We start from the raw sequence: 16065 nt of genomic DNA, 5'->3' as shown, positions 1-16065 counted from the left end.
ATTTTTCGGTGGCCATATAATCTCCTTCGTCGTTTATCTCATTACATGGAAGCCTGTAAGTTGCTGGGCAAGCCTTACTCGCGCTTTAGTTACCGCATCAAGGTCATCAAGGGGGACATGCGCAACACGTATTTTTTTTTCGATGCTGATTTTGTTTTTTCCACAATTCCGCCCAATGGCCTGTGAAAGAATCGAAAATGTGTTTTTCGTATCGATAACGAACCAGATTTGCTCACCCAGTAGCTTTTCAAGTTCGCTGCGAATTTGACCAGGAAATGTAACATTGGGTTTGATCAAAAACATTGTGGCAAGACCCGGAACCCTGGCTACATCCATTATCGAGTCAAGCAGACCTACTGCACCCAGCTGGCTCAATGCTTCCCTCGCAAGAGTACGCCCAAGATCTTTTTGTCTGTCATTTAACGTCCAAGCTAGTGCGCGTTGAGCATCGGCAAGCTCAAACAATCCTGATGTAACCGCACCCAAATCGACCAAGAGAACGTCTATCTGCTTGCCCAAGAGCTCTTGATGGAACCAGTCACCTAAGTTCTTTCGAAGGTCGCGTTCCATTTTATTGATATTGTCGATGAGCCGCCTGCTTAATTTTTCTCTTGCTCTTCGGGCTTTTTCCTCTCGATCATCGAAAAACAAAGAGATAAGCCATCCCACAGCACCAACCGCTGCCGCCGCCCAACCTAGCGGTCCATTAGCAAGAACCAGGGCGGCAATTCCAAGTCCGCCAGCAAGGATATTGGTTCCCCAATTCCATGCACGTTTCACATTAAAGATACTATCCATCTTGATGTGGCGGTCACTGGAAAGACTTGCAACAAGCGAAAGTTCAGACTTCAATTCCCGAGCGACTTCACTAAGGGCTTTTTTGCATTCATCGAGAAGTTCTTTTTGAAGTTTTTCGACCTTACGGATCACACCGTTGGATTCAACAAGCCGTTTCCAGCTTTCTCCAGCGGACCGGTTCTCGTAATGGTCTTCAGCGAAAGAGGGGACTTCATCGCGGAGTGAATCCATAGCTTTTGAAATCAAAGTATTGATCCGCTCTTGACCAGAGGTTCTAAACTCTTGTGCCCAATCTCGGAACTGTTGTCTTTTATCTATTAGAACCCGTCCACTGCTGGAATTTTTAGCACTAAATTCTAATAGCAGGTCGGTAAGATCCATCATGGAGGTAACAGATCCGTCGACGAAACTTTTCACTCGTAAAAAAGTACCTCGACCAACGACTTCGTTAACGATACGGGATTCAACACCATCGAAACGGCTTGCCTTGAGTAGTTTACCTCGATGCTTTTCAAGCCCAGGCTGATATGCGAGAAAACGTGAGCGAAGATGGGTTACCACGAAAGGTATCCGCTTTCCAGGTATATGCTGGTCGGCAAGGAGATGAAATTGTTGAAGCAGTTGATCTATGCGCGTTCGATCAAAGGGGCGGTGTGGGGCTCTTAGAAATAGTAGTAGGTCATCTTCATCGTCAACGGCAGCCTTGACGTTGCATATTCCCAGAACAGGTTTTCCCAAGCGGCGCACTTGCGCCAAGCATTCCGCTTCAACCGGCTGAGGGGCATCATCTGTAATCAGAAAAAGAACCAGATCGGCTTGGGCGGCAGCTTTAAATGCAAGCTCCTCATCTTCTGCGCCCTCAAACGCAGCAACACCCGGCACATCTGTTACTTCAAGCCCGTTCCACTGATAACCTCGGACGTCACGCGTGGTTCTTTGTGATCCGGTACCGATTGATTCTCCGTCTCCACGCGTGAGAATTTCCATCAGTGTTGACTTCCCAGCCATGGTGCGACCGAAAAGGGTAATGGAAAAACTGTCCAGGCTCTTACGGCGTTCTTCCAGGGCCAAATCGGACGTTTTCTGTAAACCTTCGAGCTCAGTAACTACACCGGATAGTTGTGACTTGAGCTGGTTTACAATTCCCGGAGTGCGCACCGATCCATTCTCGAGCGACATCAAGCATTTGGATAGCGAATCAGAAACACCCTTAATGGCTTTGGCGGTTTCCTGAAGATTTTCTTTGGCAATAGCGTATCCATGGCGGGCTGCTTTACGACAACTCTTGAGCGCATCCTCAAGCTCTGTGCCTGAATCAACATCGTATTGAAACATTATTGGATGCCATCCTTATTTCTCGAAGTAGAAAACTTGTGACTTTTCACCCAGTCATCGATCTTGTCTCGGTCGAATCGCCATTGGGTTCCGATCTTGAAACTGGCAGGTCGCCTTTTGGGGCCATCTGATAGAGCTTGCTGCGGCTCATTTTCAGATAGCCGGAAATGCGAACAGCACACGCCTTTCTACGACATTGTAGAATTAGACGAATCCTATTTCGGTGCAAAGCGCATCCGAGGTAAACGCGGGCGCGGAGCAGGCGGTAAAACCATCGTCTTCGACATCCTCAAACGAGGCGACAAGGTTTATACCGAAATCGTTCCCGATGCTTCCAAAGCAACGCTGCAAAAGGTTATCCGAGGCCGTATCGTGATTGAGGGTGTGACCAATACCGACGGCTGGCGGGGCTGTCAGGGATTGGTCGACATGGGTTTTGCCAAACATTTTAGAGTTCGTCACGGCGACAATGAGTTTGCTCGAAGTGTGCAACATATCAACGGTATTGAATCCTTTTGGAGCTATGCCAAGCATCGTTTGGTACAATTTAACGGGGTACCGAAGCATACCTTTTACCTGCATTTAAAAGAAACCGAGTTCCGCTTCAACTACCGGCATGATGATCTGTATAAAGTGCTATTGAAAATGTTGCGGAAAAACCCTTTAAAATGAATAATGCTAATGTAACCGGCATGGATGCTAATTTATTTCAGCCATAACTTTTTTCATAAAACTAAATTCACCTGTCAGTTTGGGGACAAACATTTCTTCTCCCAATTGAGATACCATATAGCCGTCGGGACGTTCGATAACAGTATACTCTGAGCGTATTTCCCGCCAATGGAAATACGGCAGGGCCAGTCTGAGCCAATCATGTAACCGGAAAGCATCCGGATCTTTGTAGCAACGCATGATATAAGCAATCACCTTTTTTTCCAAAGCATTCCTTTTGGCAACTTTCATTCGCTGTTGGTCTTTTTTCGTGACTTTGCTGATGTGCAAATCCAAAGCATGCTCACGGCGTAGGTAACTGATAAACCCAGTCAGTGCGGCTCTCTGCCCTGGTTTTTTTCTCAAATAGGCATCAATATCCTTCTGAGTCGGAAAATGGTTAAAGCCTTGCATTAAACCGATAACAGGCTGCATCGCTAAACGGATGGAAGTAATGGATGTTTTACCAGCGTGATACTTTGAAAGCAATTTGTCGTGATAGCTGTCAAATAAGCTTTCTGCAACGGGGTTGCCGGCCAACTTCCCCCGTAAAACTTCAATCCTGTCCAGCTCGGCCAAGTCTACGGCCAACTGCTTGTCGGTTTTCTGATTGGGTAATTGTTCCAACCATTGTTTGACCTTGAGATAACGGCGCATGCCTTTGGGTTTAAAGTGGCTCAAAATGGTTGGAAAATCCGGCAAGGTAGGCCATTGTTGCGCTGCATCGCGGAAAAAAGGGGCATAACGCTCTATGGTCATGGCGGCTTTATCGTTGCCGACATCTTGTGCCAACCACAGGGCGAAGACAGGAAATGCGTCCCGCACTGCCCCTTTCCGAACGGAAACTTTGAGTAAATTTATTCGGTGTGCCAACCTTTCTGCCCAAGCGCAATCATCACACTTTTTTCCTTTTCCTGCGGGTATTTCTGCATGGCAGATTGTGCATTTGGTATGCCCTTCAGTAGCACATTTTTTGCACATGAGTCCATGCTCTGTTTTTTGTAACATCCGGTGTCTACCGCACTGGGGACAGCTGGCATGGCCTCTCGCCTTGCCATAACAACTTGGGCAAAACCAAGCGCCCGTACCGCTTTTCCCCAAACGGGTAGCTCCGAAAGATTGCTTTTTACAGACAGAGCAGATTTTTTTCTCCCTGAAATAAACAGCACAAGCATGACACACCGGACCGTACTGAGTCAGCTTTCCGATGGAGTAATGTTCTTTTCCGCAACGCAGGCACGGACGGTTTTTCTGGCACTTGTCACAAACGACGTCTTTTTCTCGGTGAGGCAGGCGGTAAATCTCGCCGCACTTGGCACAGGGCTTGTGTTTGAACTCCCGATTATAGCAGGCAGCACAATACCCCATTCCGTTGAAGACCCGGTTGTATATCCGCACGGATTTACCACATTGGGAGCAGTCTTTCATGATGCAATGACTCTTTGAATTTTACGTTCCAAACGAGCCCATTTCTTCATTACGGCTTGTTTCGATTGTGGACAGTTGTGCTTGGTTTTTGACCCTGAAGTCCGCTCACTAACCGGGAGATGATCGTATAATTCGACAAAAACAGGAGACCGATCTCTATGCAATGTGTTTAGTAAAGTGCTTTTTGTTACACGATTTTTCTGAGCCGATTGAATCAAATTGGACATGCGTTGGCTTATCACGCAGGCCGCGGCTTCTAATAAGGCATGACGTTCCCAAATTGGCAACCATTCGAATGTTCCGCCGGTTTTCGGAGACTCCGGTAGTCGGATTAGTCCTAAATCATGCAACATGGTACTGATGTATCCGGTGGGTGCCAAAGTTGCTCTCCGAATTAAACAGACTGCATTATCCAAAGTGAGCAGCCATGTGGACATATCGCATTTCTGCCCGAAACAACACAACTTATTCTTCTCGATTGCAGACTGTATGGCAGAAAAAGCAGGCTTAACTGAGTTTTTCCGCATGTCGTGGCCACAGTGATGACAAAATACCATGCTCCTTTCGAAGCCGGTTAATTTGGTAGGGGAATATAAAAATCCGCATTCCGGACAGCAATCTTGCAATAAAATCCGATGCTTATTGCAAGCTGTTGCCCACGCCATACGCCACTCGCGACGAAGATGGGGAGTGCCTTCTTGAAAGCATTGCGGGCAAAATGGTTGTCCGATTGACCGGCTTCTATAACAGATACCGATAGGTATCATCCAAGGCCAAATTTTGCCCGCAGTGTTCAATACTACTGTATGCTGTCGCACAGAGTGAATCAGCAGTAGAGCATCAATCTCGGCATACGGTCTGCCAGAAACCTCCGACAGTTGATGGATACGTTCTGCAGGGAGATTTCGCTCGAAGTCACTCGTAAGGAGGCGGCCTTTCTCCCAGACTTTCCAAGATAAAGTCCACATATCGCAAGCGTTCAACAAAGATATGCGTATCATCCAAGAGCTTAAAGATTCTTCCGGAATAATTTTCGGAGTACGTATTTTCATACTAGCCCCTTTATAGTAGACATAAAGTTCTGCTGCTTCTCAATGGCTTTCAAATTTATTTTCTCTGTTTTTGTCCGGATAGCCTCAACCGCACAGCGCTCCAAAAGCCTGCTCACATTACCCAAATTGCCTTTGCTTTTGTAAAAGATTGCTCTTGCTATATCAGGGCTTGCAAGATTGGATGCTTCTCTTAAAGGCAAAACGGATTCAAAAGACATCATCAAGCGCAGGAAATCCTCGTTGAATTCCCATGCCGGCAATTCCCAGACTTCAAAACGGCTGGCGAACTGTTTGTCCGTATGTAAAATATTGACCGCATTTTCTGTACCTACGCCAATGATCGGAATCTGTAATTCGTTGCACAGACGTTTTAAAGTATTCATCATGTCCCGCTGTTTGCGGGCCGTTCCGCTGAACATTGAATGAAATTCATCAATGATCAGCATTTTTACCCCGAAAGTACGCATTAAATGCAAAGTTTGCGTGTAAAGCGTCTCAACTGACGCCGTATCCCGGTATACCGCCATTAACTCATTCAAAATAGCCATATATAATGCTTTTTCACTGGCTATAGCAGGGGACTCGATCATTAGAATCGGCTTGACCAAGTTCAGATCTTCGTCTTCGTATGCCTCACCATGCTTTTTGTAGAAATGATGAATCAAGGTTGTTTTGCCGTTATTTGATTCACCAACCAACAAAATATTTGGCATACGCGGTTTCTTCGGGTAATTCAGCATTTCTTCCAACAGCTGCAGGATTTCCCGCGCTTGACTGTAACCAATCCAACGAGATTCCCGGATAAAAGTGATCCGCTCTTCATCCGACAATGATAAACAGTGTCGAAACTTCGGGTTGATATGTGGATAGCGTTCCATCACTCAATGTCCTCAAATGGTTTGATTTCAACTTTTACGGCCACATCCGGTACTGCAATCTCCGAAACAGGTGGCAGGTTTCGGGATACATCGGGTTTAATAGGGGTAATCTGCCTATCGTGAAGAACATTGCGCTGCCTTTTCCGTCGTGCTTTCAAAGTTTTTTGTTGTGCGCTCTCTTCTAAACGACTCATCTGCTGTATTGCCTCAATCAATTGATGCTCGTTGTAATTTTTTCTTCCCAATTCACGCAAACGTTTTTTTGTTTCCCGCAGTTGCCATACGCTTGTTCGGGGAAACTTTTGATCCGCTGCAGGAATACCGACATAACTTTTTGAATTCGGATTAAAAAAGTAAATGACTGCCACATTGCGCGGATCCCGTCGAAACAGGTATTCACACGATTTGCCGTTCTCACTCTTCCCAATAAACGGTGCCAGACAGAAGTCGAAATAACGCACTCCGTCCCACGTCACGCCATTAGCCTGTATGGTACGGTAGGTAAAAGGCATGAAATCCAACATGAGCCTTTCTTTATCCACAGGGATATCAGGTAATCCGCATCCGATGTGTTCACGACCGTTACCGAAAATGCCGAGATCCCATTTATCTTCAGGCCGCATTTCAATACCACGGTGAATACGCTTGTGATAAATATTCACAATCAAATTCAACAGCCATTCTTCCAGTTCATCAAACGTGAACGATGCCTTATTGACTGATTTATAATTATCTTTTTCTTTTATATTGGAAAACGTAGTGCCGGCTAACTGATGACTTTCCCGCATCAAAGTACCAATCAGGCGTTCAATATGACCACCGTAATTCGGCATCCTGACAGGTCGGTATTCCAAGGTAATACCATACTCAAGGCAGGCTCTTTTCAGGGTTTCGGTACGGAAATCCATGCCATTGTCCACATGGATTTTTTTCGGCAACCCCCAAACCTTCCACTCTCCATTTACACCTTTGGCTGACAGCCATTCCTCTTTCGGTAGTACACAATGGGCAATACACATAGCAACCGAAATTTCAGACGGAGCATCCAAAGATAGGTAATAACCACAAATCATGCGGCTGTAAACGTCAATGGCAACCGTCAACCAAGGCCGTCCGATAGCTTGGCGGGTTTTATCGTCCACCAAGATGATATCCATCGGCGTATGGTCAATTTGGATCACATCCAAAGGGTAAGATACATCGGGAAAGCGGCCGGGCTTCGGCTGGAATTTGTTTTTGGCCTTTTCTTTGTAGCCGCGCCTACGCAAAATTTCCTTCTCCGACAGTTCATTCATCCGCTTCCTGATTGAATTGTCTGCCGGCGGTTTGATGCCCTGCTGATGGCATAAAACCCGTATTTGCTGGATGACTTTGATCGGGGAGAGACGTTGTTCTGATAAGTAGTATTTCTGAATGGATTCCTGAATGATTTTCTCTGTTTCTTGATCCAGTCTGGATGCACCTTTCAACCAGCCTCTTTGTCGGGAAATTAGAGAAGAAATACTGTTGCTGGTTTTATAAACACGCAGCCAGCGGTAAAGAGAGGAATAACCCACTCCTTTTTCCTTTGCATACGCTTCAATGGCTGTTCTGCCGGCGATTTCATCTTTCAACAATGGCTGGATCAACTCATGGCGATATTTTGCTTCTGCCCAAAGCTTATCCTCAAGTTGATCCAAGTCTCCCGTATAAGGAGTAATATTGGTTTCCGGTAACCCCAATTCTTCAATTTTTAATACTTTTTCTTGGCCGTTTTCATTAGCAGCCAAAATATAAGTGTGGTCAATCAGCTTACTGATCCGGTACTGCCGATTGGTAGGAATGTGACGCACATACTCATTGACAGAAAGGCTTAATTTACCTCGGGAAGTTGCCTTTTTTTGTTTGTCCGGATCAGTCATTTTTTCTCCATATCAAAGTATCGGCAGAGAGAGGACCTTCTAAGTCAAAAAACAACCCTCGATTTGCCAGCATCCGATAGACCTCCGAGCTGCAGGCAGGAAAAGTTGAAAAGTGCGACAAAATATCTCCCATCGAAACCATGCTGTCACCTACAAAATCAGCAATCAGACCGGCCAGTGCATCGTCAGACTGCTTATCGAGAAAACGTGAAAGTGTTTTGATATTCGCTAACCGCTGTCCTCTTATGCGTGACTCATCATAAATATGAAACAGGAAATCCCGCTCAACAGCCCAACGGTAAGCAGCCTTCCATTTCGACAACCAAGAACGCCAATGGTTGCGCCATTCGGATTCCGGTTTGACTTCGACCAACATTCCCCGCTTTAGACAACTTTGCTCAAACAGCACAAGGAAATCCGGCGTATAGTGATAATTTCTTCCTTTTAACAAAAAAGGAATCTTGATGGGCTGGGCAATAACTTCAATGACAGAACTGTCAAATTCTTGCAATACAATAAAATCGCGCTCTAAAGACGATTCGTAAGCAAGTGAATACTGTTTGCGGAATGGATACACCCCGGATACACTGCGTCGTGTAGGTTTGATCTCTCGCACAGGATGAAACATAAAAACACCCTTATAAAATAACTACTTGAAATAAGATTATAAGAGTGTTTTATTTATTTCTGATGTGATTTACTGTGTTTTACTTATTTCTGGTATAAAAAGACCGTGTTTCATCTATTTCTGAATTTTTGTGTCACATTATTCTGAATATTTTACGAAGAGATTAGGGTTTTAGCAGAGTTTTGTGTCAGGTTATTCTGAATATCACAACAGCAATAATCTTCGGCCTGGTGAGATTTCATTGGCCCACAAGGGAATTTTGTTTCTCGATGAGTTGCCGGAGTTTGACCGCAAGGTGTTGGAGGCGTTGCGCGAACCTTTGGAAACGGGGGAAATCCATATTTCGCGTGCGGCGCGGCAGGCGGTGTTTCCGGCCGAATTTCAATTGGTGGCGGCGATGAACCCCTGTCCGTGCGGCTATCTCGGCCACCCGACCAAGCCCTGCCGTTGTACGCCCGACAGCATTTCGCGGTATCGCGGGAAAATTTCCGGACCTTTGCTGGATAGGATTGATTTGATTGTGGAAATACCCGTGTTGTCGGCTGCCGAACTGTCAGATATGAAGCCCGGCGAGAGCAGTGCCGATGTTTTGCGGAGGGTGTTGCAGGCGCGGGACAGACAGCAGGCGAGGCAGGGGAAGCCCAACAGCAAATTGCTGCCGACGGATTTGGACAAGCCTGATTTAATCAGCCCGGAAGCGAAGGCGGTGTTGGCGGGTATGCTGGAAAAGCTGTCGCTTTCCGCGCGCAGTTTCCACCGTATTTTGCGCGTTGCGCGTACGCTTGCCGATTTGGCCGGCGATGAAACCGTACTGCCTGCCCATGTTTATCGGGCGGTGGCATTTAGGCGGGCGTTTTGACGAAAGAGGCCGTCTGAAACTGATTTTCAGACGGCCTCAAAATTATTCGCTGTGTCGGTTGAAGAAATTTAACAGCAGTTGTTCGTATCCCGATTTGCCTTGCAGACCGAGGTGTGTTCCGTTTGGGATGAGTACCAGCTGTTTCGGTTCGCCGGCCAAGTCGAACAGTGTTTGGGAGTGTTTGTCCGGAATCACTTGGTCGGCGGTTCCGTGAATCAGCAGCAGGGGAACCGGGCTGATTCGGCCGATGAAGCGGCGGGAGCTGTAAGTGTTGCGAACCAGCAGGCCGCTGCCGCTGAATTTGTCGTTGGCAATATCGGAGTAGGATGAGAAGGTCGATTCTATGGCGACGGCGCGTATGCCGGCCTGGTTGCCTGCACCAACTGCCGCAATCGCATTGGTGCCGCCCAAGCTTTGGCCGAAGACGAACAGGCGGTTTTTGTCCACATCCGGGCGGCTGCGGACATAATTTAAGGCGGCATTGCTGTCGGCAAACAGTCCGGCCTGATTTGGCCGGCCTTCCGAAAGCCCGTAGCCCCGATAGTCGAAAAGGAATACGTTGTAACCGTGCGCAGGCAGCCATTGTACGGCTTCTTTGTGGGCGGAAAGGTTTTGGGCGTTGCCGTGGAAATGGATGATGGTGGCGCGCGCCGGTATCAGTCCGCCTGCGTTTTGTGCCGGGATGAACCAGCCGTGCAGGCGGGTGCCGTCTTCGCTTTGAAAGAATATGTCTTCATGTTGCAATTCGGCTTGGGCAGGTGTGCCGTAGTCGGCGTGGTCGGGATAATAAAACGCTTGCTGGGCGCAGGACGACAGGCCGAACAGCGAACAGCCGAGTAGGAGGGCGAAGAGGAGGGGGAGTTTGCGGTTCGGGCGCATGGAAATTCTTTCAGACGGCCTGATGGTTGTGGGTTGGGCTTGGTTTTGAAAATGCGTTTATTCGTTGTACGCGGGTTGGTGCAAAGTATCGGTAAAACAAAACGGCCTAATCTAGTTGATTAGGCCGTCTGAAAATATGGTGGAGGTAAGCGGGATCGAACCGCTGACCTCTTGCATGCCATGCAAGCGCTCTACCAACTGAGCTATACCCCCGGAATTTGGTGGCGAATCAGGGACTCGAACCCCGGACACAAGGATTATGATTCCTCTGCTCTAACCGACTGAGCTAATTCGCCGTGAAGTGAAGCCGCGATTATACGGATTTTGCAGGAACTGGCAACAGGTCTGTCGAAGTTTTTTTCTTTCCATATGATTTTACGGTTAAAAAAGTATTTACAGCTTGTGGCAGATGTCGCCGCGCGCAAAGCCTTGCCAGTCTATGCTTATGTTTCTGCCGAACGCGATGACTTTGAATAATTCGCCCATTTCGTGCGGCATCAGCAGTTTGTGCAGGGCGGAGGCCGTCTGAATATAGGCGGGCGAGTCGTGGGCGATGTCGGGCGGAATCAGTTTGGTGATACCCAAATTCAGTAGGAAATCGGCCTGTGTGGTGTAGCCGATCAAATTCAGGCCGCCATCGGTTCCGGCTTGGGCGATGTCGGTAAAGTTGACGTGCGCGGTCAGATCGGTCAGACCGATATTGAAGAATGGGTCGTGGACGGTGTGGTGGCGGTAGTGGCCGATCAACGTACCCATATGCCGTTGCGGATGGTAGTACTCGGCAGCGTCGAAGCCGTAATCAATCATGATGACGGCACCGCGTTGCAGTTTGTCGGCCAATGTGCGTATAAAGGCATACTGTGCCGGATGAAGTTCGCTGGTGTAGGGTTCGGTGTCGGGAAAATAGCTATGTGCGGCATCTATGAGGGACGTGTCGCTCAGGGTGTGCGGAATGAGGGAAAGCTCTCCATTTTCTATCCCGACGCCGATTTGCAGGAATCGGCCTTCGCTGCGTCGAACCAGTTCGCATGGCATGGCATCCAATACTTCGTTGCCGATAATGATGCCGTCGAGAGAGTCGGGAAGGGCGGACAGGTGGCGGACTTTGTGTGCTGCTTTCGGGGCGGTTTGTTTAATGTGTGCGAGTTGCCGTTCCGCCAGCTCGGCGGAAAGTTCGATGATGCAATATGTTTTCAGATTGTCGTTTGACAGGCTGTTCAGCAGGGTGGCGGCTAATTCTCCCGTTCCTGCACCAAATTCGTAAACAATGCCCGCAGTTTGCGGCAGAAGAAAGTCGATTTGCCGGGCGAGGGCTTGTCCGAACAGTGGGCTGATGACGGGTGCGGTAACGAAGTCGCCTTCTGCACCTATCTTGTGTGCGCCGCCGGTGTAATAGCCGTAGCGAGGGGTGTATAGGGCCAGTTCCATGAATCGGGAAAAAGGCAGCCAGCCGCCTGAGGTTTTGATTTCGTTATAGATTATTTGCTCTAGTTTTTCGGAGGACTGTTTGGCTTGAGGGTTTGGGGTGGGTAAATGAAGGGTGTTCATAGTTAAGTTGTGTAAAAATAAAATGACATTTGGAATGGTTGAGTAAGCAAGTATACGGCCTATGAAGATGCAGGGAGCGGGATTAGTAAAGTTAAGTCTGTGTATTTTATAGTGAGAAGGCTGGTAATGTAATGCCTCGAGCAGACTATATATGCATATTTGTCTTGAATTTTGGTTTTTAAGTGTCTGTTACTCCTTTTATTTTTCCGGCAAACCGGTTTGACCGCGTGCCGGTTTTTTTTTATAGTTTCGACTTATGTGGGGGAAAGTGGTGCAAAGTGTGTCAATTTTCCCTGAAAACGGAGTTTAGGCGTATTTATTATGTTCGGCGGCATTCATGATTTAAACATCGACAGTAAGGGGCGTTTGGCTGTTCCGGCCAAATTCCGCGATCTGTTGTTGCGCCGGTATACGCCTGCCTTGGTGGCAACTCTGGAAAACCGCGAACGTTTGCTGCTGTATCCGGAAAGTGTGTGGGAGCAGGAGGCGGCCAGGCTGATGGCGGTCAATGCGGCAGGCAATCCCGTGCTGTCGGCTTGGCGCGATTTGTTGTTGAACAATGCCGAAGTTCTGGAAATGGATGCGGCAGGCCGTATTCTCCTGCCGGCCGGCTTGCGCCGTAAGGTTCGGCTGGATAAAGAGGTTTCCCTCACCGGCCGTATGAACCGCCTCGAGTTATGGGATAGGGAGAAATACCATCTCAAAGACGAAGCCGCATTGGATATCGATCCCGAAGAATTGGCATCCGAATTGGGCCAGGCCGGATTTCAGCTATGAGCAGTCAGGAATTCCAACATGTTACCGTCCTGCTTCATGAAGCGGTGGATGGTTTGAATGTCGTTTCAGACGGCGTATATGTGGATGGCACGTTCGGCCGCGGCGGTCATTCGCGCCTGATTTTGTCCAGATTGGGAGAAAAGGGCCGCTTGGTCGTTTTCGATAAAGACCCGCAGGCGATTGCCGTTGCGCACGAATTGGCGGCTCGGGATGGCAGGGTCAGCGTGGTGCACGACGGTTTTTCCTCTTTTCAGACGGCCTTAGATGGGTTGGGTATCGGTCAAATCGACGGTGCTTTGTTTGATTTAGGTATTTCCTCGCCGCAAATAGACGACGGTTCGCGCGGTTTCAGTTTCCGCTTTGATGCGCCTTTGGATATGCGTATGGACACAACGAGGGGGATGTCCGCCTCCGAATGGTTGATGTCTGCGGATGAGGATGAAATTCACGAGGTAATCAAAAATTATGGTGAAGAGCGGTTTAGTCGCCAGATTGCGCGTGCCATTGTTGCACAGCGGGCAGACAGCCCCATCGATACAACCGGCAAGCTGGCGCAGATTGCGGCGCAAAACGTCCGTACTCGCGAGCGCGGCCAAGACCCGGCGACGCGGACGTTTCAAGCCGTTCGGATTTTCATCAACCGTGAGCTTGAAGAAATAGCGGCGGTTCTGCCTCAGGCGGCAGGCCGTCTGAAAAGCGGCGGCAGATTGGCGGTGATCGCCTTCCATTCGTTGGAAGACAGGATTGTCAAACAGTTTGTCAAACGCTATTCCACACATGCGCCGTTACCGAAATGGGCTGCCGTGCGCGAGGCCGATTTGCCGCAACCGCCGTTGAAAAGCATAGGCAAGGCAATCAAGGCCTCGGCGGACGAAGTGGCTGCAAACCCACGTGCGCGTTCGGCAGTGTTGCGTATTGCAGAGCGGACTGAAGGTATATTTTCGGAGGACGGCCGGGCCGTCTGAAAAACAGATTTTTAAATGAATTACATTAATATTGTTTTGTTGACGGTGGCGGTTGGTTCCGGCTTTGCCGTGGTTACCCAGCAAAATTTGGCACGCCAGCGGCATGCGGAACTGAGTGCGGCAGAAAAGCAGCAGAGAGAATTGGAGCAGGAGTATTCGCGCCTGCAATTAAAACAGGCCGAGTTGTCCAATCACCAGCTGATTCGGAAGGCGGCCGAAAAAGGAAAATTGGTACAGCCGAGCGCGGCGGATACCAAAGTTATTGAAATAGAATAAAAAAGCAGTCGGAAGTAATTACATGTTGATTAAAAACGAATATAAGCCGAAGATGTTGCCCAAGCAAGCTGTAGGCAAAAAACCGGTTACCAGCAACGGGCGGATTGTTTTCGTCCTGGGTGCGCTCGGTATCGGTTTTTTGGCATTGATCGGGCGCGGCTTATATCTGCAAACCTCAAATCACGAATTTTTGACCGAAGAGGGCAATAAACGCTTTGTCCGCACGCTCAAACTGCCGGCTTCGCGCGGCGTTATCAGCGACCGAAACGGTGCCACGCTGGCCCTGAGTGCGCCGGCCGAATCGCTGTACGCCATTCCTTCAGAGGCTAATTTGACCGACGAACAGATAGAGGAATTGTCGGGTTTAATCGATTTGCCGTCCGAAATCATCCGCGAACGCTTGGACCGCAAAAGCACCGTTTCGATTATTGCACGCCGTCTGAACGAAAATACCATCCAAGCCGTCCAGGCTTTGGGAATCGAGGGTTTGAAATTCCGTAAAGGCAAAGCGAAAGGCGATTCGGGGACTTACGAACTGTATGTTAAGCCGTCTGAACTGGAAAACTTGCCTTCCGATGAGAAGTTGCAGCAGTTGGCCGATGTATTGAACCCTGCCATCCAGTCCAAGCTCGATAAGAAAAGTGTGTCTGTCCTGAAAGAGGATATGGGCAAGAAGATTGATTTCGTCTTTTTAAAACGGCAGATGAAACCCGAATTGGCCAAGCAGATTGCCGATATGGGCATTCAAGGGCTGGCTTTCCAAAAAGAGCCGCAGCGGCACTATCCGATGGGCAGCCTGTTCGCGCAAATCATCGGCTTTACCAATATCGACGGCCAGGGGCAGGAAGGCTTGGAGTTATCCCGTGAAAAAGAACTGCACGGCAAAGACGGCCAAAGCAATGTTTTGCGGGACAATAAAGGCCAAATCGTCGAAAACATCGATTCCGAAAACAACAGGCCGTCTGAAAACGGCAGCGACATCGTTTTGGCACTCGACCAGCGTATCCAAACTTTGGCTTACGACGAATTGACCAAAGCAATAGCGCACCATCAGGCAAAATCCGGCAGTGCGGTGGTATTGGATGCGCGCACGGGCGAGATTTTGGCATTGGTTAACGGCCCGTCTTACGACCCGAACGAACCGGCCGAAGCCGACAGCGATCACAGGCGCAACCGTGCCGTAACCGATATGTACGAATTCGGTTCGGTTTTGAAACCGTTTCCGATTGCCAAAGCATTGGACGACGGAAAAATCAGCACGCGTTCGCATTTCGATACCCGTCCGTACAACGTAGGCGGCCATCCGGTGCGCGACACGCACCTTTATCCGTCGCTCGACGTGCGCGGCATCATGCAGAAGTCTTCCAACGTAGGCACCAGCAAAATCTCTTTGATGTACAGCCCGGAAGAGATGCACAGTTATTACCGCAGCATCGGATTCGGTAAAAAGTCCGACATCCGCTTCCCCGGCGAGAGTACGGGTGCGCTGCGCGATTGGAAGAAATGGGGCAAATTCGAGCAGGCAACCATGTCGTTCGGTTACGGCATGCAGCTGAGTCTGCTGCAATTGGCCAGGGCGTATACGATTTTTACCGCCGATGGCAAGCTGATGCCCGTTTCTCTTGAAAAACAAGACAGCGTACCTGCCGGCGAACGGATTCTGAAGCCGGAAACAGCCAAAGCCATGCGCCAAATCATGGTATCGGTAACGGAAAAAGGCGGTACCGGGCAGAATGGCGCAGTGGAAGGTTTTAATGTTGCCGCCAAAACCGGTACTGCGCAAAAAGTCCTGAACGGCCGTTATGCCAAAGACAAACACATCGGCACCTTTATCGGCTTTGCGCCGGCAGAGAATCCGCGTGTGATTGTTGCAGTAGCCATCGACGAACCGCGGGCAAACGGTTATTACGGCGGCGTGGTGGCAGGCCCGGCATTTAAAGGCATCATGGCGGGTACACTGAATATCTTGGGCGTACATCCGACCAACGCCGTCAAAGCCGTCGACCTGGCTGCGAAGTAACTCTAACTGC

Annotated in this window: 13 protein-coding genes, 2 tRNA genes and 2 pseudogenes; 6 read left to right on the top strand and 11 right to left on the bottom strand. The window is 48.9% G+C overall.

Features of this window, described 5'->3' with window-relative positions; genetic code table 11:
* Positions 1-33: 33 nt before the first annotated feature.
* Positions 34-2133 (bottom strand): GTPase, encoded by a 2100-nt coding sequence (locus BM261_RS03700; RefSeq protein ID WP_083426643.1) that lies wholly within the window; start codon positions 2131-2133, stop codon positions 34-36.
* A gap of 168 nt (positions 2134-2301) precedes the next feature.
* Here BM261_RS03700 and BM261_RS03695 point away from each other — a divergent pair.
* Positions 2302-2805 (top strand): annotated as a pseudogene (locus tag BM261_RS03695) (IS1595 family transposase); the annotation flags it as partial.
* A 27-nt stretch (positions 2806-2832) separates the two neighbouring features.
* Here the strand turns inward: BM261_RS03695 and BM261_RS12050 are convergent.
* From BM261_RS12050 to BM261_RS03670, 6 genes are all read right to left on the bottom strand, one after another.
* Positions 2833-3669 (bottom strand): hypothetical protein, encoded by an 837-nt coding sequence (locus BM261_RS12050; RefSeq protein ID WP_114910537.1) that lies wholly within the window; start codon positions 3667-3669, stop codon positions 2833-2835.
* Positions 3670-3701: 32 nt separating this feature from the next.
* Positions 3702-4019: a hypothetical protein gene (locus BM261_RS12045; protein WP_083426641.1), complete on the bottom strand. Its 318-nt coding sequence runs from the start codon at positions 4017-4019 to the stop codon at positions 3702-3704.
* 249 nt (positions 4020-4268) lie between these two features.
* Complete coding sequence (locus tag BM261_RS12985) at positions 4269-5324, bottom strand: TniQ family protein (RefSeq protein WP_074895304.1); 1056 nt, start codon at positions 5322-5324, stop codon at positions 4269-4271.
* Positions 5321-6202 (bottom strand): TniB family NTP-binding protein, encoded by an 882-nt coding sequence (locus tag BM261_RS03680; protein WP_083426639.1) that lies wholly within the window; start codon positions 6200-6202, stop codon positions 5321-5323. The genes BM261_RS12985 and BM261_RS03680 overlap by 4 nt, the downstream gene beginning before the upstream one ends.
* Positions 6202-8103 (bottom strand): Mu transposase C-terminal domain-containing protein, encoded by a 1902-nt coding sequence (locus BM261_RS03675; protein WP_074895299.1) that lies wholly within the window; start codon positions 8101-8103, stop codon positions 6202-6204. Before BM261_RS03675 ends, BM261_RS03680 begins: the two co-directional genes overlap by 1 nt.
* Positions 8096-8731, bottom strand: coding sequence for a TnsA endonuclease N-terminal domain-containing protein (locus BM261_RS03670; RefSeq protein WP_074895297.1), 636 nt, complete (start codon positions 8729-8731; stop codon positions 8096-8098). Before BM261_RS03670 ends, BM261_RS03675 begins: the two co-directional genes overlap by 8 nt.
* Positions 8732-8939: 208 nt before the next feature.
* Between BM261_RS03670 and BM261_RS03665 the strand changes: the two are divergent.
* Positions 8940-9590, top strand: a pseudogene (locus BM261_RS03665) (ATP-binding protein); the annotation flags it as partial.
* A gap of 42 nt (positions 9591-9632) precedes the next feature.
* On the opposite strand, the gene BM261_RS03660 reads toward BM261_RS03665, so the two are convergent.
* The 4 genes from BM261_RS03660 to BM261_RS03645 all read right to left on the bottom strand — a co-directional run bounded on the left by BM261_RS03660 (position 9633) and on the right by BM261_RS03645 (position 12017).
* Complete coding sequence (locus BM261_RS03660; RefSeq protein ID WP_074895293.1) at positions 9633-10469, bottom strand: alpha/beta hydrolase; 837 nt, start codon at positions 10467-10469, stop codon at positions 9633-9635.
* Between the two features lie 137 nt (positions 10470-10606).
* Positions 10607-10682 (bottom strand) — tRNA-Ala (locus BM261_RS03655).
* A gap of 6 nt (positions 10683-10688) precedes the next feature.
* Positions 10689-10765: transfer RNA gene (locus tag BM261_RS03650), tRNA-Met, on the bottom strand.
* Positions 10766-10862: 97 nt separating this feature from the next.
* Positions 10863-12017, bottom strand: a complete 1155-nt coding sequence (locus BM261_RS03645) for a class I SAM-dependent methyltransferase (protein WP_074895291.1) — start codon at positions 12015-12017, stop codon at positions 10863-10865.
* 321 nt (positions 12018-12338) lie between these two features.
* Between BM261_RS03645 and BM261_RS03640 the strand changes: the two genes are divergently transcribed.
* From BM261_RS03640 to BM261_RS03625, 4 genes are read left to right on the top strand one after another with little or no spacing between them, the layout of a single operon-like run.
* Positions 12339-12794: a division/cell wall cluster transcriptional repressor MraZ gene (locus BM261_RS03640; protein ID WP_003774032.1), complete on the top strand. Its 456-nt coding sequence runs from the start codon at positions 12339-12341 to the stop codon at positions 12792-12794.
* Positions 12791-13759 (top strand): 16S rRNA (cytosine(1402)-N(4))-methyltransferase RsmH, encoded by a 969-nt coding sequence (gene rsmH, locus BM261_RS03635; protein ID WP_074895289.1) that lies wholly within the window; start codon positions 12791-12793, stop codon positions 13757-13759. Before BM261_RS03640 ends, rsmH begins: the two co-directional genes overlap by 4 nt.
* 15 nt (positions 13760-13774) lie before the next feature.
* Positions 13775-14035 carry a cell division protein FtsL gene (gene ftsL / locus BM261_RS03630; RefSeq protein ID WP_074895287.1) on the top strand — a complete coding sequence of 87 codons (261 nt, stop codon included), beginning with the start codon at positions 13775-13777 and terminating at the stop codon, positions 14033-14035.
* 22 nt (positions 14036-14057) lie between these two features.
* Positions 14058-16055 carry a peptidoglycan D,D-transpeptidase FtsI family protein gene (locus BM261_RS03625; RefSeq protein WP_074895285.1) on the top strand — a complete coding sequence of 666 codons (1998 nt, stop codon included), beginning with the start codon at positions 14058-14060 and terminating at the stop codon, positions 16053-16055.
* Positions 16056-16065: the final 10 nt, after the last annotated feature.

It is taken from the genome of Neisseria elongata subsp. elongata (genome assembly GCF_900113545.1).
GTDB lineage: Bacteria > Pseudomonadota > Gammaproteobacteria > Burkholderiales > Neisseriaceae > Neisseria > Neisseria elongata.
Note: the sequence above shows the minus strand (reverse complement) of the source record. Positions and strands in the feature narration are given on the sequence as shown.